The sequence below is a fragment of the Advenella kashmirensis WT001 genome (assembly GCF_000219915.2).
GTDB lineage: Bacteria > Pseudomonadota > Gammaproteobacteria > Burkholderiales > Burkholderiaceae_B > Advenella > Advenella kashmirensis.
Map to the genome: position 1 here is coordinate 1,260,781 of NC_017964.1, position 24,809 is coordinate 1,285,589.

The following is a 24,809-nucleotide window of genomic DNA, read 5'->3' on the forward strand; positions in this document are numbered from 1 at the left end:
CCAGGAATGCGTTATATTCCAATCTGTTACGCGAATCGCGGCAGTTTATTCGGGAAAACGCAAGGCCGCTTTGCCAGTTGGCCTAATCCGGATTATGATGATTCTATTGGAATCTCCGGAACACAATATGTTAGAAATCAAGAATCTTCAGGAAATGGTGGATGTGCGCAGGGATATCCACGCCCACCCCGAACTGGCTTACGAAGAAAACCGGACCGCCCAGGTCATTTGCCGCAAGCTCAAGGAATGGGGCATCCCATACGAAGCGGGCATCGGCAAAACCGGCGTGGTCGCAAGCATCCGGGCAGGCAGCGCCGACAAGGCCATTGCTTTGCGTGCCGATATGGACGCGCTACCCATGCAGGAAGAAAACCGCTTCGCGCACCGTTCGCAGCATGATGGCAAAATGCATGGCTGCGGTCACGACGGGCATACCACCATGCTGCTTACTGCGGCGCATTACCTGCATGAGACGCGCAATTTCGACGGTACAGTTCACCTGATATTCCAGCCGGCTGAAGAGGGCGCTGCGGGCGCCAAAGCCATGCTTGACGACGGGTTGTTGGAACGATTTCCCTGCGAAGCCATTTTCGGCATGCACAACTGGCCCGGCTTGCCCGAAGGGGCGTTCGGCTATCGCAGTGGGCCGCTGATGGCTTCCAGTAACGTATTTCGAATCACCGTGTCGGGAAAAGGCGGCCACGCGGCAGCGCCCGCCGATTGCGCCGATCCGGTTCCGGCGATTGCCCAGATTGCGGTGGCGCTGCAGACCATCGTATCGCGTTCGGTTCGTCCCATTGACCCTGCAGTCTTGTCCATTACGCAAATTCATACCGGCTCGGCCAATAATGTCATTCCCGATAGTGGCTGGCTTGCCGGCGCGGTGCGCTGTTTTTCCGATGACGTGATCGACGTAATGGAAAAACGCATGCGCGAACTGGCCACGCAGATTGCCAGCAGCTTTGGCTGTACCTGCGAGGTTGAATTTGACCGTAAATATCCGCCATTGGTAAACACGCCAGATGAAACCGAGTTCTGCCGCCAGGTCATGGAGTCGCTGTATGGCGATCGCAGTGCCGAAATGGTGCGCGAGAACGTGCAGGTCATGCCGTCCGAAGACTTCTCGTTCTTTTTGCGCGAACGGCCTGGCAGTTATGTCTTTTTGGGAAATGGCGAGGGCAACCACCGCGAGCCGGACCATGGCCTGGGGCCCTGCATGTTGCACAACCCGAGCTATGATTTCAACGACAATCTGATCCCGATCGGCGCCAGCTACTGGATTCGCCTGACAGAAATGTATCTGGCGGCCAAAGCCAGTTAACAGCACACCTCACTTCATTCCCGGGACCCATGCGTCCGGGAATGACAGCCCGAGTCACTGACGACACACCATATTCGCAATTCAAAGGACATGCGCCGATGTAAGGGGGCATCGTCAGGCCGTCGGTCGGTCGCCTTTGGGTCTCTACCGGATCATCATCAGTATTCGTATTTCTTGCATTTGCACGTGTATGCTGGCACGCCACGCCAACCCTGCCTGTGCTTACGATTACTACGCACTCCAAAAAATTGAATGGTTGTCGGATATGCGCTTGATGCAAACGATCATTGCATTTGTAATAATGCATTTGTCATGATTGAGGCTGGCCTCCGGGTTTGTTTTAATCACTTGGCAAGACCCACTGATCAACGTTACCATAACTTCAGATCTGGTCTATTACAAAGGAGCGTCTTCAATGCGATCGTTGTTACGTTATATAGTGCTTGCAATTTTACTAGCGGGCGGACAACCTGCCATTGGGGCTGGACTGCAGGTCACACCCATCGTCCTGGATATCAAGCAGTCACAAAAATCTGACGGCTTGTGGCTGACCAACACATCAAATGCGTCTATGGATGTGCAGGTTCGGGTATTTGAATGGGTGCAAAATAATGAAACAGATGTGCTTACGCCAACAACCGACTTCGTGGCCAGTCCGCCCATGGCAAAAATTCCCGGCAGCGGCAAGCAATTTGTCCGTTTGGTCAAAGTCGGGCAACCTGCCGTTGCGATGGAGCGCTCATATCGTATTGTAGTGGACGAATTGCCATTGGAAAGTGCTGCAAGCAAAGGTCTGACGTTTGCCCTGCGGTATTCCATTCCGGTGTTTATTCAGGGAGTCAATAAACCAACGCCGCCGAATCTGAACTGGAATCTGGCAGCCGGCCCAAAAGGCAGTGTACTGCTGAGTATTCATAATTCAGGGACGACACGGGCAAAATTGAGTGATTTGCAATTTACCAGTAACAGGGGAGGGAAAACTCATCTAGTCAATAAGGGTCTGTTCGGTTATGCGCTTGCAAATAGCGGCAGGCATTGGTCGTTAAAAAATTCACAATTGTTTTCTGCCGGTGGAACGTTTAAGGTGGTGATGAACGGTAAAACGCTGCAAATACCCGTTTCTGCACCCAATTGAATAGTTCAGGGCGCCATCATCGGCGCTCACCAAATCTTAATTAATTGTAAGTATTTGAAAAAATTAGTTATGTCTGTGTTGTATTTTTAATGCTGTGCTTGATTGAAACAATTTCGTTTGCTATGGTGATTTAACGGTTTTGCTATTTGGACGTTAATCTCAATTACGAAGTTGATTTTAAAGGAACAACAATGAAAGCCAAGATAATTGCCGTGGGTGTTGGAGCGGCGGTTACGCTGAGTACTTTAGCCGCTCACGCAGCAACCGATACCACAACATTTGATGTCACTATTTCGATCACCCCTTCTTGTAATATCAGCACGGCGGGCAATGGGGCGCCAACGCTGGCTTTCGGCTCTCATGACTCCTTTCAGACACAGGTTACAGGTTCAACCAATCTGATTGTCACGTGTACTAACGGTGCTGCCTATCAGTTAGGCCTGAATGAAGGACTTAATGCTGGTGCTGCTGGTGATGTTAATACCCGCAGGATGATTGGTGTCAGTACCACGCCGGATAATACTGCCGATTATGTACCCTATCAACTGTATCAGGACGCAAGCTACGCAACGGTTTGGGGTAATACACTGGATACGAACACCAAAGCGGCAACCGGAACAGGTGCACAGGCTACGCACACCGTATACGGACGGGTCCCAAGTACGAATTACACGGTTGGGAACTATCAAGACACCATTACTGCCACAGTGACGTTCTGACACGGCTGTTTGAAGATTATGTTCCTGGAATATAACATGGCTGCGAATGGTTGAATGGGTAAGGGCGTGGAAGGCTATTGGTCTGCTGATAATTTTCTGTGCCCTGGCCGATTGGGCGCGGGCACAGCATATCCCCCCGCCTGTTCGGCACAAGGACGCGGACGTCAGCACGCAGAGTGCATTCAATACCGTTTATCTGGACGTAACACTGAACGGCAACCCAATAGGTAATTTAACTCCATTCATTGAAAAAGACGGCAAGTTGTCAGGAAACCCGAAAGTATTGCGCAGCCTGGGGTTTCGCGTGCCGGATGATTCTTCGGCGCCCATCCCACTGGATGATATTGATCAACTCAATTACCGTTACAGCCAGGATGTGCAGCGTCTGTCCATGACGGCACCATTAGATACGCTGGATCTGGAGGCGACGGAACTAACTAATGAAATCTCTCCCGATATTGAAGTTTCTTCCGGCACGGGGTTGCTGCTGAACTATGACATTTACGCCTGGTATTCAACAAATCGCTATAAATCACTCAGTGCTTTTTCAGAGTTAAGGTTTTTCAGTCCGTTAGGGGTCTTAAATAGCACCGCGTTGTTCAAGAGAGAGACAGGCGGCCAGCAAAGCCAGTGGCAAAAAGATGTGGTTCGTTTAGATACCCAATGGGAAACCTCCTGGCCGGGCAGCGCGGTGAGTTTGCGGCTGGGCGACACGCATACCGCAGCTGTACCATGGTCGCGTCCTACGCGCATTGGCGGTATTCAACTCAGTCGCAATTTTGCCTGAAGCCGTACTTTTCCACCGCACCCTTGCCTTCCTTTCTGGGCTCTGCAGACATTCCGTCGAATGCGGAACTCTATGTGAATGGCATCAAACAGTTTGAACAAGAGGTACCGGCTGGTCCCTTCAATATTCAGACCATGCCTTATATCAGCGGGGCAGGCAATGCCACATTGGTTTTGACTGATGCAATGGGCAAGCAACGCGCAGTAGAACTGCCATTTTACAACAGCACGACATTACTGAAAAAAGGACTGGCAGACTGGTCTATCGAGGCCGGTTATGTGCGTAAATCTTACGGGATTAAATCGTTTGATTACGGCCATGATCCAATGTATTCCGGTTCCATTCGCTACGGGGTGACCGATGCAATTACCGCTGAAGCTCATGCCGAAAGCACCAAGAAGCTGGTGAACTACGGTGCGGGCGTGAATGCCAGACTGGGCCAGTTCGGCGTGGTGTCTGGCTCATATGCAAGCAGCAAGCATAATAATGTCAGGGGCAGTATGTACAGTTGGGGGTATCAATGGCAGGGTAGTCGCTTTCATGTGAGTGCTGATCTGAAAAAAGCACAGAAGACATATCGTGACGTTGCGTCATTGTACGGTTCAGAAGTACCCGAATCCAACCGGATTTTTTCGGCTGGAGTCAATATGGATCAATGGGGCCAGTTGGGCGTCAGCTACATTAACCTGAAGTATTTCGGACAACCGGCAGATCGCTACCTGAATGTCTACTGGAACAAACAGATTACTGACACAGTAAATGTGGCGCTGAACTACAACAAGGACTTGAGCAAATCCGGGCGCCAGACTCTTTTTCTGGGGGTCTCATTCAATTTTGATCAACGCTATTCAGCCTATGTGTCGGCGACGGCGCTCAACGATACCAATCGCTATACGGCCAGTCTGTTCCGTCGGTCTGAAGACGATGAAGGATTGTCCTGGACGCTTCAGACGCAATACGAACGACAATCTGCAGGCCTGTATGCCAGTGCAAACTATCGCGGCCGTTACGGTGAATATTCTGCGGGGATCCAGAGCGACAGGGGTAATAACGCCGCATACGCGAATACGACGGGATCTCTGGTGCTGATGTCTGGCGGTGTATTCGCCAGCCGGCAGATTACCGATGGGTTTGCAGTGGTCTCGACCAATGGCGTCAAGGACGTGCCCGTCCAGCTCGAAAATCGCAAATATGGTACAACTAACAACAGCGGGTTGCTGATTGTGACGCCACTGAATTCATATCAGAAGAACCAGATTTCGATTGATCCGTCGGTACTGCCGGCCAATATGATGATTGATAAAGTAAACACGACAGTCGCACCAGAAAGAGGATCGGGTACGCGTGTTCTCTTCAAGGTGGCGCCGGCCCGTGCGGCAACGGTCATTCTGCATGATCGCAACGGGCAGCCTTTGCCGTTGGGGACCCCCATTGTACTAAACGGCGGCTCAGAGACCGTTGTGGGCTACGATGGCATTGCCTACCTGGAACAATTGCAGTCGCATAATCAGGTACGTGCAAGATCAGCGTCCGGAGATTGCCAGATCGAGTTCGATTACATTAATACTGAAGACACAATACCAAGGCTTGGGCACTGGTATGCAGGGAGTAAATAGAATGCGTCCGCTCAAGCTGGTTTTTCTCTCGTTCCTGTGCATCTTCGGCTCATTGCTTGCGACCGAGCGTGCGCAGGCAAACTGCACCGCAAATGTTACTTCCCTTAATTTTGGCAATATCAACCCAGTTACGCCGGGCACACTCGATGTCAATGCGACGATCAATTACAGTTGCTCTTCACTGGTTACTCTGTTAAGTTACATCAGAGTATGCGTCGAAATAGGCCGTGGCCCGCAAGATGCCGACGTGGCCAACCGCATGTTGACCCATACGACAACGACTACTGAAAAACTATCATATAACATCTATTCCAATCCCAACAGAACGACTGTATTTGGTAATGTGTATGGTTCAGCCAGCCCACCTGTCGTCATTCATCACGGACCTTACGCCATTGGGGTACGGCCGACCGCATCCGGTTCGGTGACGGTGTATGGCCGGCTTGCTGCTGCAAACCCGTTTATGCAGCGAAGTGTGGGCCAATACAACTCGACGCTGCCTGTTATCGTCAAAATGGCGCTGGTGTCCGCGATAGGACAGAGTTCATGCACGATCACCGGAACACCGGCAAATATCTCTTTTCCGATTACAGCAAGATTGATCAGCGCATGTAAGATCAGCGCTCAGCCGTTGAATTTCGGTACCCATCCCAGTAATTTTCCTGCGAGCGTAACGTCAACCTCTACTATCGCCTCATCCTGCACCAAAGGAACGCCGTATCAAATCGGACTGAACAACGGTTTGTATGCGGTGGGCAATCAGCGGCGCATGAAGGCCGGCGATGGTCAGTTTATCAATTACGAGTTGCACAAAGATGCTGCGCGCTCCCAGCGCTGGGGCGCGACGCTCAATACGGCAGAAACGCTTGCCGGTGTGGCTACAGGGGTAACGCAGAATGCGACGGTCTATGGAAGAGTCCCGCCACAGGCCGGACTCAGGGCGGCCAACTATAAAGATACGATTACTGTCACGATCACGTATTAAATTGCAGATGGTGGCGTGCGGCGTTAGGGATAGCACGCTTTTTATCGAGGTGCCCGGATCTTACTTATCTGTCAATTCCCCATACCTGGCCAGCGCGATTCTGCGCGCCGCCTTGTGATCCACGACAGGGCGCGGATACGTTGTATCCAGTTCAATCTGTGCAGCCGCCAGGACATGATCGGCTGCCGTCCACGGGGCATGGATGTGCTTGTCGGACAATGCCGCGAGCTCGGGCACGTAACGGCGTATGAATTTGCCGTCCGGATCGAATTTCTGCGATTGGGTGATTGGGTTGAATATACGGAAATAGGGCTGGGCGTCGCAGCCGGTGGAGGCGGCCCATTGCCAGCCGCCGTTGTTTGCTGCCAGATCAAAATCATTCAACTTTAATGCAAAGTAATGTTCGCCCCGTTTCCAGTCAATGCCCAGGTCCTTGGTCAGAAAGCTGGCAACAATCATGCGCAGGCGGTTATGCATGTAGCCGGTTTGATTAAGCTGGCGCATGCCGGCATCGACAATCGGATAGCCGGTTTTTCCCTGGCACCATGCCAGAAAGTGGCGCTCGGCTTGCGGTCCGCTTTCCCATTCAATTGCGTCGTATTTGGCATTGAATGCGTGGTCGGCCACTTGCGGAAAATGATGCAGGATCATGAAATAAAAATCACGCCAGATCAGTTCGCTGAGCCAGGTTGCTGCGCCTTGGCTGCCTGTGGACATGGCCGAACAAGCGACCTTAACTAACTGTCGGATCGACAGGGTGCCGAACCGCAGGTGCACAGATAAATAACTTGGGCCTCGCAGAGCAGGAAAATCACGTTTGGCATCATAGGCATTCATGCGGGGCAGGAAGTCCTGGAGAGCCTCCTGCGCGGCGCTACTGCCGGCCGCCATCGGCACCGGCTGCGCTGGCGGTATGAAGCCGATATCTTTCAGGCAAGGGCGCTGTGTCAGCGCTTGCGGGACAGGGGCCAGCGCGCATGTCAGCGTTTCAACGGGTGCCGCGCTGTAGTGCTCACTGCGCAAGGCTTTTAGCCAGGCGTTCTTGTAAGCCGTAAATACCTTGTATGGACGACCCTGTCCGTTGAGTATTTCGTCCGTATCAAAAATAACCTGGTCTTTGAATAGAAAAAATTCACGGTTGTCAGCTGCCAGCCTGGCGCTCACCTCCCGATCGCGTTCTTTTGCTTGTGGCTCGTAATCGCTGCCGGCAAATACCGCCTCTACGTTCAACGCCTGTGCGATGTCCGGGATCATTTGCTGCGGTGTGCCGTGACGCACGATCAGCCCCGAACCGGCTTGCTGCAATTGGCGCTGCAGATCGTCCAGGCATGCATCAATGAAGGCTACGCGGCGATCGTCAGGGGGAAGGGTAGAAAGAATGTGGGTGTCAAAGACGAACAGGCAAAACACCGTTTCACATTGACGCAGCGCCTGAAACAGGGGGCGGTTGTCAGTCATGCGCAGGTCACGACGGAACCACATTAAACCGCGGCTATATTGTTTCATGGGTCAGGTTTTGTGATCAACAATCGTGGAAACACGAGCTTAACTGAATTTCCGGAAAAATACATTGAACCGCTCTTGTGCTGGTGTTCTTATCCGGCAGTCCTTTGCGTGGCGGGCACCTGGCCGATTCCGCCCGGTCTTCATTGTTTCCAAAGATCAATCACGGGGCCAGAGAGGCGTACTATAGGTAATTCCGTCCGCTTGCTGCCGCCTTGCCGCAAGCGGGCGGGCATGCATCGATAGTTCGGACATCACACGTTGTGTTTGATTTGATCACAATTGAGATATCAACCTGGCTCAACAAAGCAGCAGGGCAGGCTGGATCTCCGTTGGGGAGCTACTTGCTGTCGGACAGAACCAATTTTTCCAGATAATCGAGGTCCTCACGTACCAAACGCAGCGATTCCCGTACATCCGGCACTTCCGGTCGTCGTGCTGCTTCGCGTAACAACGAATTGACCGCCATGTCAGCCATGATTTCGGCTACGTTGGCGCGATCCAGTCTGCCCTCCGGCTTGTACCACCAGGCCGACCAGTTACACATGCCGATCAGACTGAAGGCGGCTACATGTGCGTCGACCATGCGAAACACGCCTTCCCTGATCCCTCTTTCTATGACGTGGCTGAAGTTTTCAAGCACATTACGGCGCGCATTCTGCACGGATATGCGCTGTTTTGGTGACAAATCGGCCTCGGTGCGATCCGCCACCCGGAACTCTGCAGGGCGTGACAGAATCAGGTCGGCGTGTTGGGTGACCAGCGCGCGCAACGCTGTCACCGGGTCAAGATCGTCGCGGGCAACCGTGTCGCCGGCCAGCTTGCGCGCCGCGCTCAGCACTTCTTCTGTGAGTGATTGCTGAATCTGTTCCTTGTTCTTGAAATAGTAATACACCGCGGTACGGCTCAATCCCAGCGCTTCGGCAATGTCCTGGATGCTGGTGCCGCCGGTGCCCCGCTCAATGAAAAGCGTTGCTGCTACATCCAGGATGGCACTGCGTAGCGCTTCTCCCTTGAGCGTAGCCTTTGTAGAAATGTCGTTCACTGTCGTACTCCCTGTCGCAACACAGCCATTAAACCCCAGTTGGCTGCCGGTTGTATAGACCATTATTTTCCTTGATTTGACGGATTCGTCAAATATTAAAAATTAATTGACATTAAAGTCAAATAATTATCTAATGTGTCAAATAACACTGAAATGATATTTGTAAAGGAGAACGATTGTGGCAACAAACCCTTCTGCAAATTCGGCTACCGCTGGGTTTCTGAACACGGACTGGAATCCACGTGATTTACCAGCGGGCACTTCGACCCGCAACGTGGTCCTGCGCTGCGCCGATGGCGCCGCCACCTCGGGCTCCCTGTACCAGCCAGCCGGCAAGCGATGCAGGACAGTGGTATGCATCATGCATCCGCGTGAGTTCATGGCGTGCCACTACCTCATTCCAGATGTTGTTGCGGCCGGCTTTGCCGCCTGGTCTCAGGGAGCACGATCAGTGGGCAATGATTTGCGCCTGGAACATGAGTTCGCATTGCATGATGTCACCGCTGGCCTGACCTTTCTGCGTGAACAGGGCTTCGACAATATTGTTCTGCTGGGTAATTCGGGTGGGGCGGGATTGTATTCGCTTTACGCTGAACAATCTGTGCTGCCCGGGGCGCAACGTATTGCGCGCAGCCCAGCAGGTAAGCGGACCGGTTTGGGCCAGCTGGATATGCCGCGGATTCAGGGCATGGTTCTGGTCGGCCCGCATCCAGGGCAGGGGGCATTGTTAATGAATTGCATTGACCCGTCTGTAGCGCAGGAGAGTGATGCCCTGTCTGTCGTATCTGACCTGGATCCGCTGGATCCCGCCAATGGCTACAAACCGAATGGACAGGCGCGTTATTCACTAGAATTTATCGAACGCTATCGTGCCGGCCAGCACGAAAGGGTTGCCCGTTTGGACGCGGCCGCGCAGCGGATGATCGACACGCGACTGAAGGCGCGAGAGCGGGTGAAAACGCAGGCTGACAGCGCTGCAGATGACAAACGGCTGGCCGCTCATACACCGGTGCTGATCGTCTGGCGAACCGATGCTGACTTGCGTTGCCTGGATCTGAGTCTCGATCCCTCTGACCGCCATCCGGGCTCCTTGTGGGGCAAAAATCCATATTCATCAAACTATGGCGCTGTTGGTTTCGCACGTTTCTGTACACCGGAGAGCTGGCTCTCGACCTGGTCGGCGCTTTCATCCAATGCCAGTCTGTCGCGTACCGCCCCGGCCATCGACATACCAACGCTGGTGATCGAATACACCGGCGACCAGGCCTGCTTTCCAGGTGACGTACAGACGATCTATAGCGCACTGGCGGCGCAGGACAAGCAGCACCTTCGCATTCGCGGCGATCACCATGGTCGGGCCCTGGCGGACAATGAAGAACCCGGACGCTACCAGGCTGGTCGCGACCTGGCCCGCTGGCTGCAGGCGCGTTTTCTTTGATTAATGCCTAATGGAGATTTGACATGACTGTTTTTCACGATACGCCTGGTGCACTGCGGCTGCATGGCGTTGACCATACTGCGAGACCGACCTGGCGCTTGCGCGAGACGGTCGCGTTTTACCGCGATGTGCTTGGCTTGCGTCTGGTCCATGTTATTTCAGCTCGCGGTTGGGGGCCTGCGAGCCATCCGGATTTTCTGCATTTCTTTTTCGATAGTGGCAACGGCAGCACAATCGCATTTTTTTACTATCTGGGTTCAAGCGAACCTGAAACTATGCAAGGGCGCAGCAGTATGCGGCCTTTGCCGGAAGATCATGTTGCAGACGCGACGCATACTGCCTGGCTGGTGCGCAGTGAAGACGAGCTCAAAGCCTGGAAAAAAAGGCTTGAGGATGCAAAGCTGGAGGTCTCCGTGGAAACGCGCCATGAAGTGATCGAGTCGATCTATGTTCGCGACCCCAATGGCTATTTCATTGAATTTACCCGTAAATTGAGGCCGTTGGGACGGGTTGACGAAGTTGACGCAGACCTGACGATGCAGGCTGCAATACAGGCAGAAGATAGCGCGCTTTCCAAGGGCGAGCGCATCCGGCATATTGATGAAGTATGGGCCCGCAAGGCAATGTTGCTGGAGAACCAAGGCGCAATGGGCCAGATGCCTGCTGCAGCGTTCGCATCTTTGTACCCTGCGTCGAAGAATTTGCGCCGCTGGTTCGCGACGCAGAACAACGCGATGATTGTCAGGTCGTCAAGCATGAATATTTCGATTGTATTTATGCGGACCAGCCGCTGGAATTTCGCCGCAAGACGCTTGGAATGAAACCGGCAGTTTGGTATGGCTTGTTTACAGGCGGCGTCAGCGGTGTCATTGAAGTGCTGGACCGCGACCGGGTCCTGATCGTGCCCACGGCAGCGTGATCTATTGGCAGGAGACAACAAAAATGCAAAATATTCGTTACCCCATAGAGGGTGTTATCTACCATGAACGGGCGCGAGCACGCGCCTGGCTGGACAACGGTACGTGGCAACAACAGACAGTGGGTCAATTGCTGCAGGCCACCGCGCGTCGGTGTGGTGAACGACAAGCGATTATCACAGAGCAAGGCAGCGTCACGTTTGCACAACTGGATGAGCAAACCGAGAGGCTGGCTGCGGCGCTGCTTAACCTGGGTCTTAAACCTGGTGATCGTGCCATTTTTCAGATGGGTACTACGCTTGAGACCGTCATTGCGTTGCTGGCCTGTTATAAAGCGGGCATCGTGCCGGTTTGTTCTCTGCCGCAGCACCGGGAACTGGAAATTGGTCAATTGGTCCGCCAGTCTGGCGCACGTGGATACTTTGTTCAGGCTGACTTTGGCAGCTTTGATCTGGTTGCCTTCGCTCAGCGAATGATGTCCGACCATGCAGGATTGACACAACTGGTGGTGGCACGCGGCAATTCATCGGCCGGCAACGATATGCGTGAGTTGATCGACGCCATGCCGCTGGCGCGGGCGCAGACCATCGTCGCCGAGAATGCGCCTGGGTGCGAGGATGTACTGGCGTTCCAGTTGTCTGGCGGTACGACCGGCATTCCAAAAATCATTCCGCGATTTCATGCTGAGTACATCGCGCACTCACTTGCCTGTGCAAAGAACTATCAGCTTGGCGAAGATGATCGTTTCATTTGGGCTTTACCGTTATTGCACAATGCCGCTCAGGTGTATGTCCTGATGCCGGTCATCGCGATGGGCGTGTCGGCGGTTCTCATGCCCCGGGTCGATGTGCCGCTTATGTTGACGCTGATTGAGCGATACCGGGTCACGCGGGCAATTTCAATCGGACCGATTGCACCGCAATTGATGGCCTATTCCGAACTGGCGCAGCATGACTTGTCGTCGTTGCGTTTGTTTATGACGATGAGCGCAGCCGAGAGGCTGGAAGAACATTTGCGCATTCCGTGCTCCAACCTGTTTGGTATTACCGAGGGCCTGCTGCTTGGCTCACCGGCCAGTGCGCCGCCGTACATCCGCCACAAAACCCAGGGCCGCTCGGGTTGTACCGGCGATGAAATTCGATTACTGGCGCCAGGCACTGAAGTGCAGGTTGAATCGGGGCAGATGGGCGAATTGTGTTTTCGCGGTCCGGCGACCATTCCCGGATTCTTCGACGCTCCGACAGCCAATGTCCAGGCGTACACGTCTGATGGCTTTTACCGAACCGGTGACATGATGATAGAACGGATTGTAGATGGCCAGTCCTATTACAGCTTTGAAGGCAGACTGCGGGACAACATCAATCGTGGCGGCGAGAAGATCGGCTGCGAAGAGGTTGAAGCACTGGTCAGCGCACATCAGGCCATTTCCGAAGCACGCCTGGTCGCCATGCCGGATCCCATTTATGGCGAGAAAGGCTGCGTCTTTGTCACCGTACGGCCAGGATACGCTGCGCCGACTGTCCATGAATTGATGATGTTCCTCGTTGAAAAGGGTCTGGCCAAATATAAGTGCCCCGAACGTGTGGAGGTTATTGAAGCCTTTCCGGTTACCAAAGTGGGCAAGCTGGACAAGATGATGTTGCGCAGAATGATTGCAGATTTACTCAATCGCGAAGCCCGGCAAGGCACGGAGGAAAATAATGATAAGTACTGAGTACGTAGTGAACGACGCGCCGTTTGTGATTCGACGACGGGTAAAGTGGGGCGATTGCGATCCTGCCGGAGTGGTCTATACCGTCACATTCAGCGAGTATGTCATCTCGGCGGCCGAGCTCTTTTACGGAAAACTGCTGGGTGGAACACCTCAGCGCGTAAAGGATGAGCATGGCTTTGGCACGCCAACGCGTGCATTGACATTTGATTTTCGCGCCTCACTTTGGCCTGACGAAGAGTTTGACATGGCTGTCTATGTTGAGAATATCAGTCAGCGAACGTATACCTTGCACATCGCCGGCAGTGTGCGTGGCCAGGCGGCTTTCGATGCACGATTGACGCCCATTTGCGTAGCTCGCGGCGAGCGTCGGGCCATTGTCTTACCCGAGATACTGCGCGCTGCGCTGGTTGGTTATCAACGTGACTGCGAACAGCAGGCACCATACGGGAGTACGAACCAATGAAGATTGCTGTTATCGGCGCCGGACCTGCTGGCCTGTATTTTTCTCTGCTGGCCAAGAAACAGGATCCTGGTCATGAGATACGCGTTTATGAGCAAAACCCCCGAGGCGCTACCTATGGTTGGGGCGTGGTATTTTCCGACGTGGGACTGGCTTTCCTGCGCGAGGCCGATCCCGAGTTTTTCGATACATTCGTGGCGCATCACGAGCGCTGCGACTATATGCAGATTATTCATCAGGGTACGAGTGTACAGGTGCACGGCAATCATTTCTCACGCACCGCAAGACTGGATATGCTGGACGTCCTGGAACAGGCCTGTCTGCGGGCCGGCGTGCACATCGAGCACGATTGCCGCATCGACAATATAGAACAGCTGGCAGCCGAAGCCGATATGGTGGTGGCGGCAGATGGCAGCAATAGCGCCGTGCGCAAGCAATTTGCCGATCAGTTCTGCCCCAGCTTTGAGCGTCGTCGCAATAAATTCGCCTGGTATGGAACGCATCAGCGCTTTCATCCGGTCTCGCTTATCTTTCGTGAAACGGAGCACGGCATTTTCATCGCACACAGTTATCAATACAGTGCGACGCTAAGTACGTTTCTGGTCGAAGTTGACCCGGATACCTGGCATCGCGCCGGCCTGGATGTGGCGAGCGAAGAGCAGAGCCGCCATTATTGTGCCGAGGTTTTTCGTGCCGATCTGGGGGCGAACGAATTGCTGACCAATCGTTCCCTGTGGTTTGAAGCCAATATAGTCCGTAATGAAAACTGGTCGTACCGCAATATTGTGTTGCTGGGTGATGCCTTGCGCACGGTTCATTTTTCGCTGGGCTCAGGCACCCGCATGGCCATGCAGGATGCCATTGCATTGAATGAGGGGCTGCGCCAGTATCCCGGTGATGTCCAGGCCGCATTTGGCGTATTCGAGTCCCGGCGCAGGCAGGCTTCATCCAATTTCCAGCATGCAGCAGCGCGTAGCCTGGATTGGTACGAGAACGTCGCGGACAAGATGCATCTGGATCCGGTGTCCTTTGCCTACGATTATATGAGACGCACCGGGCAGGTTAGTCATGAGGATCTGCGTCAACGCGATCCGGGTTTTACTGCTGCCTATGAAGTAAGGCACCCAGCCTAGTTTCCCACAGTTTGCATATGACGTAAACAATTAAATAACATACCCGATAACCATCCATTCAATTGGAGGAGACATGAAAAAAATACTTACTCTGGCAACGCTCATCCTGGGCGTTTTGACCTGTTCGGCGCAGGCACAATCCTCATCCTATCCGACGCGCAGTGTTCGTGCCGTTTTGCCCTATTCGGTTGGAGGCGGCCCGGACACGGTCGCAAGAATGATAGGCGAGCAATTATCGACGGCATGGAAGCAGCCGTTTATTGTCGAGAATAAACCCGGCGCCAACGGCTGGCTTGCGCTGGGCGAGGTCAAACGGTCTGCTGCAGACGGCTATTCGATAGCGATCGTGGACAACACCCATATGACGCTGCATCCTCATCTGTATAAAAAAATGCCGTTTGATCCTGCACGGGATTTTGTCGCCGCGGCGCCCATTTACTCGACGCACTTTTTTATTGTTGTTTCAGCCAACTCTCCATGGCGCAATGTCGGGGACCTGATCGGTGCCGCACACAAAGCGAATGGACATCTCACCTATGGCACCTGGGGGATAGGCAGCGTTGCACATCTCGGGTCGACGATTTTGCAGCAGCGTACGCAAATGAGCATGACGCACATTCCATTCAAGGATTTGTCGCAATTGTATGCGGCAGTGGCCAATGGCGATGTAGATTGGGCTTTCGGCACAGCAGCGACAGTACAGAATCTGTATCAGGCAAAGCGAGTAAAGTTTCTTGCGTTGGCAGCCCCAGCCCGCCTGGCGGCGTATCCTGATGTGCCCACGATAGCACAGGCAGGGGGGCCGCAGGACTTCGAACTAAAAACGTGGGTAGCTGCGTTCGCTCCCCGAGGTACACCGCAAGCGGTCATTGAGAGTCTTAACACGGCGATCGCCGCAGCGCTGCGCACACCCGCCATAAAGCAGCGATTTGAAACCTTTGGCTTTAATGCATGGTCTGTCGATGCCCCCGGCCTGGCGCGCGCGGTAAATGAGGACTCGGCGCATTTCGGTCAGATTGTGCAGAAGGCTAATATTGCCCTGGACTAGTCGGCAAGCCGGCAGGGAGGATGAGTCCTGGCCCTGCCGATCTGTCGCTTGTCCATCGTGTTTGCCGGAGCAACGCCTGCTATTGCCCTCGGGTTTCCAATTCATCTGCATCTGTTTCGTACGAACGGGTGAGTCCGCCGGATTCAACCCAATGGGTCAGTTTGTCCAGCCAATCGGCCAGCTCAGTTTGCTGTTTTGCAGTCAGGGGTGCCAGGAAGGCGCGTTCGAGATTTGTTGCGATGTGATTGGCTTTCTCAATAAGGATCTGGCCTTGCGGGCTCGTCGCCAGGCGCACCTGTCGCCCGTCGCGCTCGGTGGTGCGTTTGACTACAAAGCCACGGTCAACAAGCCGGGCGAGCATGCGCGACGTTTTGGGGCGATCCAGGCGAGCCCGGTCAGCAAGTTCGCTCGGATTGATTTCAGGGTAGAAACTGACCAGGCGTAACAAGCGCAAATGGTTTACATCCAGCCCGCATTCGCGCTGGTAGATCTGATCCGCATCGCGCTTGGCGACTGCGCTCAGAATGTCGAGTTTATAGTTCAGGTAATTCTTCATCCCTTCTCCTGATGGTCAGCAGCATGTTACCGCTATTTCATCTATGTAAGTCATTTGAGCCGGCAAACTAATTATAATTGTAATTGACAATTATAATTAGTTTGCCTATGATAGTCAGCAACAAGTCATTGAATGCACTTGAAGACAAATAATCACGATAAAGGAGAAGGCAATGTCAGCAAGCAGTGAAGGAGCAGAGCAGGGCGGTAGATTGGGCGGGCGCAACGTTTTTGCCGTTGTGCTGGGCAACGCGCTGGAGTTCTATGATTTTGGCGTTTACGCCGCATTCGCCGTATTTATCGGCCAGAAATTTTTCCCGTCCACAGACCCCTATGTGAGCCTGTTGCTCTCGGTGGCTACTTTTGGGGTTGGTTTCGTCAGTCGTCCGCTGGGCGGGCTTTTGCTGGGTGCGTACGCAGACAAGCATGGGCGCAAGGCGGCAATGACGCTTACCATCACGCTCATGGCCCTGGGTACGGCAGCAATTGGCTTGATTCCCGCATATAGCGAAATCGGTGTTGCTGCGCCCTTGTTACTCGTGCTCGCACGGTTGCTGCAGGGCTTTGCCGCTGGCGGGGAACTGGGTGCATCCACGGTCTATCTTTATGAGGCGGCGCCAGCCGGCAAAAAATGTCTGACTGGCAGCTGGCAACTGGCTAGCCAAGGGGCGGCTTCAATCCTGGTTGGTCTGATTGGCTATGGCGTTGCGCGCCTGTTGTCTGCAGAAGACGCGCAGTCCTGGGGCTGGCGTATACCTTTCATAATGGGTATTTTGATTATTCCCGTTGGCATCTATATTCGCCGGAATCTGAACGAGACGCTTGTCCACGAGACTGCTCATGCGACGACAGGTGGTGTGATCAAAGCACTGATGCGTGACCACCTTGGCAGTTTGCTGCTGGCTATCTGGGCATTCTCAGGAATTACCATTGCGCAATACTTTCTGATCTACCTTACCTCTTTCGCCATCAACACCTTGCACATGCCTGCGGCAACGGCTCAGCTGGCCAACTTCGCGGTCGGCGCAAGTACGCTTGTTTTTGCGCTGCTGGGGGGATGGCTGGGCGATCGATTCGGTTTACGTCTGATTAGTATTTTGCCACGAGTGCTTTTGCTACTGCTGATCTATCCGCTGGTGCTAATGCTGGTGCAGGCGCCAAGTGCATTCGCACTATTAGGAGGTGCGGCGCTTCTGACTGCGTTCCAGGCTTCAAGCGCTGCGTTGGTTGTTTTACTGATCGCCAGATCCTTTCCACGCAAGGTGCGTGCAACTGGCCTGGCCACCGCTTTCGGTCTGGGCGCTGCGCTTTTTGCCGGTACTGCACAAGTCATTTTCACCTGGCTCATTTCGGTGACAGGCGACCCGACCTCGCCAGTCATTTATGTTATTGCGATGAACGTGCTTTCTCTGGTCTCTATCTGGCTCATGCCACGCGCCGAAGCGCCAGAGCCCATTGCTGCGCCGGTCGCGGCCGCCAGTGTCACTATTTAACAAAGGAGATTATCATGCCTCAAATCAACGTTCAGGACGCCAAACTCTATTATGAGGTGCATGGCGATGGCTATCCGTTAATCTTCATTCACGGCGGTGGCGGCAACACCATGGCGTGGTTCAATCAAGTGGCGTTTTTTGCACAGCATTACAAGGTGATCACTGTCGATCTGCGCGGGTTTAAAAATTCCCCTTGTTTGCCGGAGCTGGCTCATCCTCGTTACTATCACGATGATATATTGGCCGTCCTGGATGCCGAAGGCCTGGAGCATGCCGCGTTTATCTGTCAATCGCTGGGCGCTTGGGCCGGGCTTGCAATCGCGGTGCGTTCGCCCGAGCGCGTCTCCTGCCTGTATATCAACGGTTCGCCTACGCCGGCCTATTCGGAAGAAAATTGGCGCGTTCTGAAAAAAGGCAGCGACGTTTTCATGGGCGGCTCGTTCGGACGTGGGGCCGGAATAGGGTGGAACAGAGAAACATTACAGAGCAAACCTGAGCTCGTTTTGTTGTATAGCCAGATCAAGGCGCTTAACCCATTACCTGGGTTTGACTCTGCGACGATGATGGATGATACGGTCAAATTGCATCCTGAGGATTTCACGAACTATCGCGTGCCTACAATCATCACAGGCGGCGCGCACGATGATTTTCTTGTGCCGGGTAGTCACGAACATACCGCGACACTCATACCAGGTTGTGCAACGTATACCTACGCTGCTGCCGGGCATTCGGCCTATTTCGAAACGCCGCAGGCATTCAACCAGGTCGTTGCGGGCTTTCTCAATAAACATTTGCCATCAAAAAACCGCGTCCAGTAAGCAACAGCGGCATCCTATACCTGACCAGAGCGGGGCCGATAAATACCATCCCGTTGTTGTCAGGCTACCGGATCAAAAGAGTATGGGGGTGCGACTTGCCTTGCGGGAACAGTCTAATGGATATGGCCGCCATAAGGATAGCGGCCATATCCCCACTTCTGTGCGGGCCCGATCCTATTTCACTGCGCCATATTTTTTAAGAATCTCCACTGTTTTGTCTATCGGCAAGGCTTCCACAACGCGGCCATCCCTGCCTGTGGTTGTTTTTGCTTTAAGCAAAGAGTTATAAATGGCTTCCTCGGTTGCCTCTACCGTCGCAAGAAAGAGCGGGGACATGGCGTTATTGCCGAGCACTTTTATTTCCCGTACTGCGTCGGATGAGTTGATGCGGCTTTGTGGCGCGGTACTGAAGGCAATCACATAATCGCCACTGCCATTGGTCGCCGGCGATCCCGTGCGGGCCAGTCCGAGCATTGCTCTTTTGGCCAGCCGTTCCAGATTTCTGCTACCCAGCGGTGCATCGGTGGCAACAATCATCATGATGGAGCCATCGGCGCGATCACTAACATGATCAAGCTGGATCGGATCGTTCTTCGTGAGCGTCAACGCACCATTGCCCGCATGCGCGCTGACCTTTTTACCTTCGAGTACTTCCTTCAAATAGTAACGCCCCAGTTCCTTGCCTACCGGGGCGCCGTTCATGGTGAGCACGCCGCCAAAATTGGTCTGCACCAGCACGCCCACTGTATAGCCGCCTGCGCCTTCAGGCACTACCCGCGATGACGTGCCGATGCCGCCCTTGAATCCGAGGCCTCTGTGCCGGTGCCGGCGCCAACCGCGCCTTCTTCGACAGGGCCGGTGCTGGCCGATTTCAATGCGGCAAACACGTGTTCCTGGCCAACGTGGCGACCGCGCAGGTCATTGAGCTGGCCATCATTGGTCTCGCCCACCACGGCATTGACTGAACGTACGTCCTCGTTACCCGGCAGTGCCAGCATCCAGTCCAGCAAGGCGTCGGCCACCCGCGGCACGTTCAGCGTTCCGGTCAGCAGGATGGGTGTTTCGATTTCACCCAGTTCGCTGATCTGGGTTGAGCCCATGAGTTTACCGAACCCGTTTCCGACATGCACAGCGGCAGCCACCTTTTCTTTGAAGAGGTTGCCCGCATGAGGCAGGATCGCCGTGACGCCGGTGCGGATATTGTCGCCCTTGTTCAGTGTGGTCTGGCCAACCAGAACGCCGTTGACGTCTGTAATTGCATTCAATTTGCCAGGTGGCAGGACACCGCTGATCAGGCCGATATCGCGCGCCCGTGGCCGGTTGTCATTGTCATTGGCAAGCGCCGGTGCGTGAACACAGGCCAGGACAGAGGCTAGCATAATTGAAAGTAGCTTTGGTGCTGCACTTCGCATTGTAATCTCCCCAAAAATCACAACTATAATTTAACTCTGAAAAACGAGCATTAAAAATATTGCATGCGCACCAGGCTGGTCCGTTTTTTGCATGCACGACGCAATCCGGTGCAGCTATGCGTCGTTTGCGAGCGGGCAGATGCGGCTATTGTCCTGATGATTGCGCAGCTGATCAGTGACCGTGGCAGTTTTGATAATCAGTATGTTGCGCCACTCAACGAGGACAGTCCGACGCATTGAATGCGCTATTAATTTATGCAATAAGCGAGCGATGGAACAAACATTACCCTTGGTCGCTTTGGCTGGTGGATGAAGGTAAGGCCATGAGAAAAACTGCACCATTGCCTGGCAGCACTGCCAGTGTGCTGCGAGACGCAGCAGGATCTTTTTTCACCTGATGAGTGGATCCATTTAGGGTAATCCCGGTCGTTGAATATTTCAAATGTGTATATTATTCATAATAATGAAAATTTCATTTTCCATATAACGGACACAATGGATGAAGATCATGGACACCGTTACGCCACCTTCTGGTGCGCGGTTCACCGGCAAGATCGCCTCATTTGTCGATTTCTGGCTGGGGCAGCAACTGCGAGCGATCAGGCGCGAACAAAATCTTTCCCTGGAGCAGGTCGCACGCAAGGCGGATGTCTCAATTGGTTCGCTCAGCCAGATTGAGCGCGGCATGACCTCTCCGACCGTTAATATGCTGAACCGTATTTCGGGGGCGCTCAATATTTCACTTGGCGAATTGCTGAGCAACACTGAGTGCACCGATGAGCAGACCGATGGCTGGGTTGCCAGGGCCGCTTCGCACAAACAGGTGGTGATGAAAGACAAGAAGATCATCAAGAAAATCATCACGCCTTCGCGCTGTCGTTCGGTGGATATGTATCAGGCGATTATCCAGCCAGGCGGCAGTTCAGGTGATGAATGGATCACCACGAGCAGCGGCGAGATCAGCGGACTGGTGATCTACGGACAATTGCAGTTGTGGTTTGACAAACGTTACGTGAAGCTCGAGCAGAATGATACGTTCTGCTATACGAGCGATATGCCACGCAAGTGGAACAATCCGACCGATCAGGACACATGTGTGCTGTGGGTTATTACCAAACCCGAAAGGGACTAGGAGAACTTCATGGGAATGAAAAAACTGTTATCTGTATGTATGCTGGCGGCATGTCTGAACGGCTCGGCTGCACTGGCTGCAGACAACTATAAGGTAGGCTCGACGCCCACCGGCATGCCCTTCACCTATCTGGATGCCAAGTCAGGAAAAATTGCAGGCGTGATGGTCGATGTGATTGATGCGGTATCAAAGAAAGCCGGCTTTACGTATGAAATCAGTCCCATGGTGTTTTCGGCTCTGATCGGGTCGTTGCAATCAAAACGGATCGATATTATTTCCGCTGCCATGATCAAGACAGACGAACGGGCAAAAATTATTGACTATACCAATACCATCTTCAGCTACGGAGAAGGGCTGGTCGTACCTGAAAGCGACAAAACGCAATACACCAGCCTGGAGCAACTAAAGGATAAAACCGTGGGTATTCAGATCGGCACCGCCTATATAGCACCGGCGCAGAAGGCCGGGGTCACCGATGTGAAGCTGTATGACGCCTCAACCGATATGATGCGTGATCTGGAAAAAGGCCGGGTGCAGGCCGTGCTGGTGGATCAGCCGATTGCTGCGGCGTATCTGAGTAACAATATGTTCAAGAACGTGCGCCTGGTGGAAAGCTACAAGCCAGTCGTTGTGCGCGACCTGGGGTTGATTACACGCAAGGGCGAAGCTGATTTGCAGCAGAAACTCAATACGGCGATTGACGCGCTTAAGGCTGATGGCACCATTGCGTCCATTCTGAAAAAGTGGAAACTTGAAAAATAATCTTGCCGTTCGTGCCGGCACGCATGCGTGCCAGCGCTGCGGCGTTCTTATGCAACAGAATTAATGGTTCCCTATGGATGAATTGTCGGTACGCATTGCCCAGTATTTTCCTGTGCTTTTGCAGGGTGTTAAGGCAACCCTTATTGTCACGGCAGGCTCGTTGCTGCTCTCAACTGTGCTGGGCCTGATCTGGGCACTCATGCGCAGTTCCGGCATTCGCTGGCTGGCCTGGCTAAGTGAGAGTGCCGTCAACATTATTCGCGGCATTCCGATTATCGTTATTCTGTTCTACGTCTATTTCGTGTTTCCAGATATCGGTATCGATGTCAATGCCGTTCAGGCGTCCATTCTTGGCCTGGGCGTCGCCTACTCGGCATACCAGTCGGAAAACTTTCGTGCGGGGATTGAAGCCATTGATCATGGTCAGGTAGAGGCGTCGCAATCGATGGGGATGACCTGGGCAACCATGATGCGGCGAGTAATTCTGCCTCAGGCCGTGCGCATTACCTTGCCGCCGTATGGCAACACCATGATCATGATGCTCAAGGATTCGTCCCAGGCTTCAACCATTACCGTGGCCGAGCTGGCCATGCAGGGAAAATTGCTGGCGACCTCGAACTTTGACAATGTGACTGTGTTTACCATGGTTGCGATCATGTATCTGGTGATGTGCATGCCACTTATTTTTCTTGTGAAGTACCTGGAAAAACGGACGAAGAAAGCATGATCACACTTGAAAATGTTCACAAGCGTTTCGGCCAGAATCATGTTCTGCGCGGCGTTAATGCGAAAGTTGAAAACGGCGAAGTCGTGTGTGTTGTCGGCCCGTCGGGTTCGGGAAAATCAACTATTCTGCGCTGTATCAATGGTCTGGAAAGCTACGAAGAAGGGGCTATCCACATTGACGAGAAACTGGTCGACCGCAAGAGCAGCCATCTGCGGCAGATTCGCCAGGAAGTGGCCATGGTGTTTCAGCGCTTCAATCTGTTTCCGCATCGCACTGCGCTGGAAAACGTTATGGAAGGGCCTATCTATGTCAAAGGCGTCGAACGCGCACAGGCGCGGGAAGCGGCGACTCAGTATCTGGAAAAGGTCGGCCTGGCAGACAAGCTGTCGTCATATCCGCAGCAGCTTTCCGGCGGACAGCAGCAGCGGGTCGCGATTGCGCGGGCGCTGGCCATGGAGCCACAGGCCATTCTGTTTGATGAACCCACTTCCGCGCTAGATCCGGAGCTGGTTGGCGAAGTGCTCAATGTCATGGCCGATATGGCGCGCGCAGGCATGACCATGATTGTTGTGACCCATGAAATGGCTTTTGCCAAAGAGGTGGCCGATCGCGTGCTGTTCTTTGATCAGGGGGTCATTGTGGAGCAAGGCAAGGCCACGGATATCCTCAATGCCCCGCAACATCCCCGGACCCAGGATTTTCTGCGGCGGGTTCTGCACCCATTCTGACTATATTGCATTTGTACTTAAGGACGTCTCATGTTTCCAGCTAACCGGTTTCCTCTGGCCCTGCGTTGTGGCACGATACTGCGGTCGCGCCTCCGCTAACCAGCCCACTGAACGCCGCTGCCGAGACTGACACGCTGATTATTGGCGCCGGGTATGCGGGCCTGAGTACTGCGCTGCATCTGGCGCAGTCGGGCGGACAGTGCATGGTGCTCGACGCCAGAGAAATCGGCTTTGGCGGTTCCGGCCGCAATGGCGGGCAATTGGTGCCAGGGCTGAAAAAAGATCCCGAGGAGTTGCTGAGTGCCTATGGAGCAGAGCGCGGCAGACAATTGATTGAGTTTGCCGCTACCACCGCCAGTACCGTTTTCTCATTGATTGACCAATACAAATTGAACGTGCCGCATACGCGCAATGGCTGGATACAACCGGCGCACTCGCAATCCGCGCTGGCGATTGTACAGAAACGTGTTGCCGACTGGCAAAAACGCGATGCGCCCGTCAGGCCCCTGTCGCGCAGCGACGTTGCCGATCTGCTGGGTACGGACCAGTATCATGGCGGCTGGTTCGACGAGCGCGGCGGCTCTGTGCAGCCACTCAGTTATGTGCGCGAGCTGGCACGCGTCACGATTGCAGCCGGGGTGGCGGTGCATACCGGCACGCCGGTGCAGTCCATTGAAAGAAAAGGCAGCGGCTGGCAGGTGACCACCGCTGGCGGTCATGTCGTGCAGGCCCGTCGCGTGGTGGTCTGCACCAATGCGTATAGTGATGGCATCTGGAAGGACCTGAAAGAGACGGTGGTCGATCCCAATACCTATCAGGTGGCCACCGCGCCACTGCCTGATGATATCGCCAGAACCATTTTGCCGCAGGGTCAGCCCGTGTCGGACACACGCAATTTGCTCCTTTACTTTCGCAAGGACCATACCGGGCGCTTTCTGATGGGCGGTCGGGGACCCTTTCGTGAACCGCGCGGCAAGCAGGACTGGGATCATCTGAAAAAGGCCATTACATTGCTTTATCCTCAACTGAAGGATATTGAATTTGAATACTACTGGTGTGGCAGGGTCTCGGTGACGCAGGACTACATGCCGCATTTACATCAGCCTGAACCCGGCCTGATCCTCAATATCGGTTGCCAGGGACGAGGCATTGGGTTGCAGACTGCAATGGGCAAAGCCATTGCGAGCTATTTGCAATCGGGCAATGAAGCTGCGCTTCCTGTACCATTTACTCCGGTGCAACGGTTGCCTTTTTATGGACTGCGCAAGCTTTATGTGGGGGCATTGATTTCGTGGTACCGTTATCTGGACAGCCGCAGCTAGGCTTGCGGCTGTTGATTATTTATTATCGAGTTTGACTAA

At 53.8% G+C, this 24,809-nt stretch carries 21 protein-coding genes and 2 pseudogenes; 19 read left to right on the forward strand and 4 right to left on the reverse strand.

The window, feature by feature from the left end; translation table 11 throughout:
- Positions 1-127: 127 nt before the first annotated feature.
- The 6 genes from TKWG_RS05940 (at position 128) to TKWG_RS05960 (ending at position 6,563) form a co-directional block, all read left to right on the forward strand.
- Positions 128-1,321, forward strand: coding sequence for a M20 aminoacylase family protein (locus TKWG_RS05940; RefSeq protein ID WP_014749975.1), 1,194 nt, complete (start codon positions 128-130; stop codon positions 1,319-1,321).
- A 316-nt stretch (positions 1,322-1,637) separates the two neighbouring features.
- The gene (locus TKWG_RS05945; protein WP_148274487.1) at positions 1,638-2,456 is read left to right on the forward strand and encodes a fimbrial biogenesis chaperone; all 819 of its coding nucleotides are present in this window, start codon (positions 1,638-1,640) and stop codon (positions 2,454-2,456) included.
- Positions 2,457-2,647: 191 nt separating this feature from the next.
- Positions 2,648-3,175 carry a Csu type fimbrial protein gene (locus TKWG_RS05950; protein ID WP_014749977.1) on the forward strand — a complete coding sequence of 176 codons (528 nt, stop codon included), beginning with the start codon at positions 2,648-2,650 and terminating at the stop codon, positions 3,173-3,175.
- 46 nt (positions 3,176-3,221) lie between these two features.
- On the forward strand, positions 3,222-3,962 hold the full coding sequence (locus TKWG_RS23560) for a fimbria/pilus outer membrane usher protein (protein ID WP_050981544.1): 741 nt from the start codon (positions 3,222-3,224) through the stop codon (positions 3,960-3,962).
- A 74-nt stretch (positions 3,963-4,036) separates the two neighbouring features.
- The gene (locus tag TKWG_RS05955) at positions 4,037-5,578 is read left to right on the forward strand and encodes a fimbria/pilus outer membrane usher protein (RefSeq protein WP_171815129.1); all 1,542 of its coding nucleotides are present in this window, start codon (positions 4,037-4,039) and stop codon (positions 5,576-5,578) included.
- A gap of 1 nt (position 5,579) precedes the next feature.
- Positions 5,580-6,563 (forward strand): Csu type fimbrial protein, encoded by a 984-nt coding sequence (locus TKWG_RS05960; RefSeq protein WP_014749978.1) that lies wholly within the window; start codon positions 5,580-5,582, stop codon positions 6,561-6,563.
- Positions 6,564-6,623: 60 nt separating this feature from the next.
- On the opposite strand, the gene TKWG_RS05965 is transcribed toward TKWG_RS05960, so the two are convergent.
- Positions 6,624-8,069: a cryptochrome/photolyase family protein gene (locus TKWG_RS05965; protein WP_041709087.1), complete on the reverse strand. Its 1,446-nt coding sequence runs from the start codon at positions 8,067-8,069 to the stop codon at positions 6,624-6,626.
- 337 nt (positions 8,070-8,406) lie between these two features.
- Positions 8,407-9,174 (reverse strand): TetR/AcrR family transcriptional regulator, encoded by a 768-nt coding sequence (locus TKWG_RS05970; RefSeq protein WP_014749980.1) that lies wholly within the window; start codon positions 9,172-9,174, stop codon positions 8,407-8,409.
- A 112-nt stretch (positions 9,175-9,286) separates the two neighbouring features.
- On the opposite strand from TKWG_RS05970, the gene TKWG_RS05975 reads away from it, so the two are divergent.
- The 6 genes and pseudogenes from TKWG_RS05975 (at position 9,287) to TKWG_RS06000 (ending at position 15,821) form a co-directional block, all read left to right on the forward strand.
- Positions 9,287-10,549, forward strand: a complete 1,263-nt coding sequence (locus tag TKWG_RS05975; protein WP_041709089.1) for an alpha/beta fold hydrolase — start codon at positions 9,287-9,289, stop codon at positions 10,547-10,549.
- Positions 10,550-10,572: 23 nt separating this feature from the next.
- A pseudogene (locus TKWG_RS05980) lies at positions 10,573-11,468 on the forward strand (VOC family protein).
- 23 nt (positions 11,469-11,491) lie between these two features.
- Complete coding sequence (locus TKWG_RS05985; RefSeq protein ID WP_014749981.1) at positions 11,492-13,180, forward strand: AMP-binding protein; 1,689 nt, start codon at positions 11,492-11,494, stop codon at positions 13,178-13,180.
- Entirely contained in the window at positions 13,167-13,643 is a 477-nt protein-coding gene (locus tag TKWG_RS05990) for an acyl-CoA thioesterase (protein WP_014749982.1), read from the forward strand. Before TKWG_RS05985 ends, TKWG_RS05990 begins: the two co-directional genes overlap by 14 nt.
- Entirely contained in the window at positions 13,640-14,773 is a 1,134-nt protein-coding gene (locus TKWG_RS05995; RefSeq protein WP_014749983.1) for an FAD-dependent monooxygenase, read from the forward strand. Before TKWG_RS05990 ends, TKWG_RS05995 begins: the two co-directional genes overlap by 4 nt.
- Positions 14,774-14,846: 73 nt before the next feature.
- Positions 14,847-15,821, forward strand: a complete 975-nt coding sequence (locus TKWG_RS06000; protein ID WP_014749984.1) for a Bug family tripartite tricarboxylate transporter substrate binding protein — start codon at positions 14,847-14,849, stop codon at positions 15,819-15,821.
- Positions 15,822-15,900: 79 nt separating this feature from the next.
- On the opposite strand, the gene TKWG_RS06005 is transcribed toward TKWG_RS06000, so the two are convergent.
- The gene (locus TKWG_RS06005) at positions 15,901-16,377 is read right to left on the reverse strand and encodes a MarR family winged helix-turn-helix transcriptional regulator (protein ID WP_014749985.1); all 477 of its coding nucleotides are present in this window, start codon (positions 16,375-16,377) and stop codon (positions 15,901-15,903) included.
- 172 nt (positions 16,378-16,549) lie between these two features.
- Here TKWG_RS06005 and TKWG_RS06010 point away from each other — a divergent pair, with 172 nt between their 5' ends.
- Together TKWG_RS06010 and TKWG_RS06015 are read left to right on the forward strand one after the other, a co-directional pair.
- Entirely contained in the window at positions 16,550-17,869 is a 1,320-nt protein-coding gene (locus TKWG_RS06010; RefSeq protein ID WP_014749986.1) for an MFS transporter, read from the forward strand.
- Positions 17,870-17,883: 14 nt separating this feature from the next.
- Positions 17,884-18,687: an alpha/beta fold hydrolase gene (locus TKWG_RS06015; RefSeq protein WP_014749987.1), complete on the forward strand. Its 804-nt coding sequence runs from the start codon at positions 17,884-17,886 to the stop codon at positions 18,685-18,687.
- Between the two features lie 174 nt (positions 18,688-18,861).
- Here TKWG_RS06015 and TKWG_RS26920 read toward each other — a convergent pair.
- A pseudogene (locus tag TKWG_RS26920) lies at positions 18,862-20,099 on the reverse strand (DmpA family aminopeptidase).
- Positions 20,100-20,598: 499 nt separating this feature from the next.
- Here TKWG_RS26920 and TKWG_RS06025 point away from each other — a divergent pair.
- The 5 genes from TKWG_RS06025 (at position 20,599) to TKWG_RS06045 (ending at position 24,770) form a co-directional block, all read left to right on the forward strand.
- Positions 20,599-21,231, forward strand: coding sequence for a helix-turn-helix domain-containing protein (locus TKWG_RS06025; RefSeq protein WP_014749990.1), 633 nt, complete (start codon positions 20,599-20,601; stop codon positions 21,229-21,231).
- Positions 21,232-21,240: 9 nt separating this feature from the next.
- Positions 21,241-21,993 carry a substrate-binding periplasmic protein gene (locus TKWG_RS06030; RefSeq protein ID WP_322786603.1) on the forward strand — a complete coding sequence of 251 codons (753 nt, stop codon included), beginning with the start codon at positions 21,241-21,243 and terminating at the stop codon, positions 21,991-21,993.
- A gap of 73 nt (positions 21,994-22,066) precedes the next feature.
- Entirely contained in the window at positions 22,067-22,720 is a 654-nt protein-coding gene (locus tag TKWG_RS06035; RefSeq protein ID WP_014749992.1) for an amino acid ABC transporter permease, read from the forward strand.
- Positions 22,717-23,448 carry an amino acid ABC transporter ATP-binding protein gene (locus tag TKWG_RS06040; protein ID WP_014749993.1) on the forward strand — a complete coding sequence of 244 codons (732 nt, stop codon included), beginning with the start codon at positions 22,717-22,719 and terminating at the stop codon, positions 23,446-23,448. The genes TKWG_RS06035 and TKWG_RS06040 overlap by 4 nt, the downstream gene beginning before the upstream one ends.
- A gap of 65 nt (positions 23,449-23,513) precedes the next feature.
- A complete protein-coding gene (locus TKWG_RS06045) occupies positions 23,514-24,770 on the forward strand; it encodes an NAD(P)/FAD-dependent oxidoreductase (protein WP_014749994.1) in 1,257 nt (418 codons plus the stop codon).
- The last annotated feature ends 39 nt before the right edge of the window (positions 24,771-24,809 follow it).

Coding starts and splice junctions, on each gene's coding strand:
- TKWG_RS06010 (WP_014749986.1), top strand. CDS start 16,550: ATGTCAGCAAGCAGTGAAGGAGCAGAGCAGGGCGGTAGATTGGGCGGG.
- TKWG_RS05970 (WP_014749980.1), bottom strand. CDS start 9,174: ATGGTCTATACAACCGGCAGCCAACTGGGGTTTAATGGCTGTGTTGCG.
- TKWG_RS06025 (WP_014749990.1), top strand. CDS start 20,599: ATGAAGATCATGGACACCGTTACGCCACCTTCTGGTGCGCGGTTCACC.
- TKWG_RS06005 (WP_014749985.1), bottom strand. CDS start 16,377: ATGAAGAATTACCTGAACTATAAACTCGACATTCTGAGCGCAGTCGCC.
- TKWG_RS05985 (WP_014749981.1), top strand. CDS start 11,492: ATGCAAAATATTCGTTACCCCATAGAGGGTGTTATCTACCATGAACGG.
- TKWG_RS05990 (WP_014749982.1), top strand. CDS start 13,167: ATGATAAGTACTGAGTACGTAGTGAACGACGCGCCGTTTGTGATTCGA.
- TKWG_RS05965 (WP_041709087.1), bottom strand. CDS start 8,069: ATGAAACAATATAGCCGCGGTTTAATGTGGTTCCGTCGTGACCTGCGC.
- TKWG_RS05995 (WP_014749983.1), top strand. CDS start 13,640: ATGAAGATTGCTGTTATCGGCGCCGGACCTGCTGGCCTGTATTTTTCT.
- TKWG_RS06030 (WP_322786603.1), top strand. CDS start 21,241: ATGGGAATGAAAAAACTGTTATCTGTATGTATGCTGGCGGCATGTCTG.
- TKWG_RS05960 (WP_014749978.1), top strand. CDS start 5,580: ATGCGTCCGCTCAAGCTGGTTTTTCTCTCGTTCCTGTGCATCTTCGGC.
- TKWG_RS06000 (WP_014749984.1), top strand. CDS start 14,847: ATGAAAAAAATACTTACTCTGGCAACGCTCATCCTGGGCGTTTTGACC.
- TKWG_RS05940 (WP_014749975.1), top strand. CDS start 128: ATGTTAGAAATCAAGAATCTTCAGGAAATGGTGGATGTGCGCAGGGAT.
- TKWG_RS06040 (WP_014749993.1), top strand. CDS start 22,717: ATGATCACACTTGAAAATGTTCACAAGCGTTTCGGCCAGAATCATGTT.
- TKWG_RS05950 (WP_014749977.1), top strand. CDS start 2,648: ATGAAAGCCAAGATAATTGCCGTGGGTGTTGGAGCGGCGGTTACGCTG.
- TKWG_RS23560 (WP_050981544.1), top strand. CDS start 3,222: ATGGTTGAATGGGTAAGGGCGTGGAAGGCTATTGGTCTGCTGATAATT.
- TKWG_RS06015 (WP_014749987.1), top strand. CDS start 17,884: ATGCCTCAAATCAACGTTCAGGACGCCAAACTCTATTATGAGGTGCAT.
- TKWG_RS06035 (WP_014749992.1), top strand. CDS start 22,067: ATGGATGAATTGTCGGTACGCATTGCCCAGTATTTTCCTGTGCTTTTG.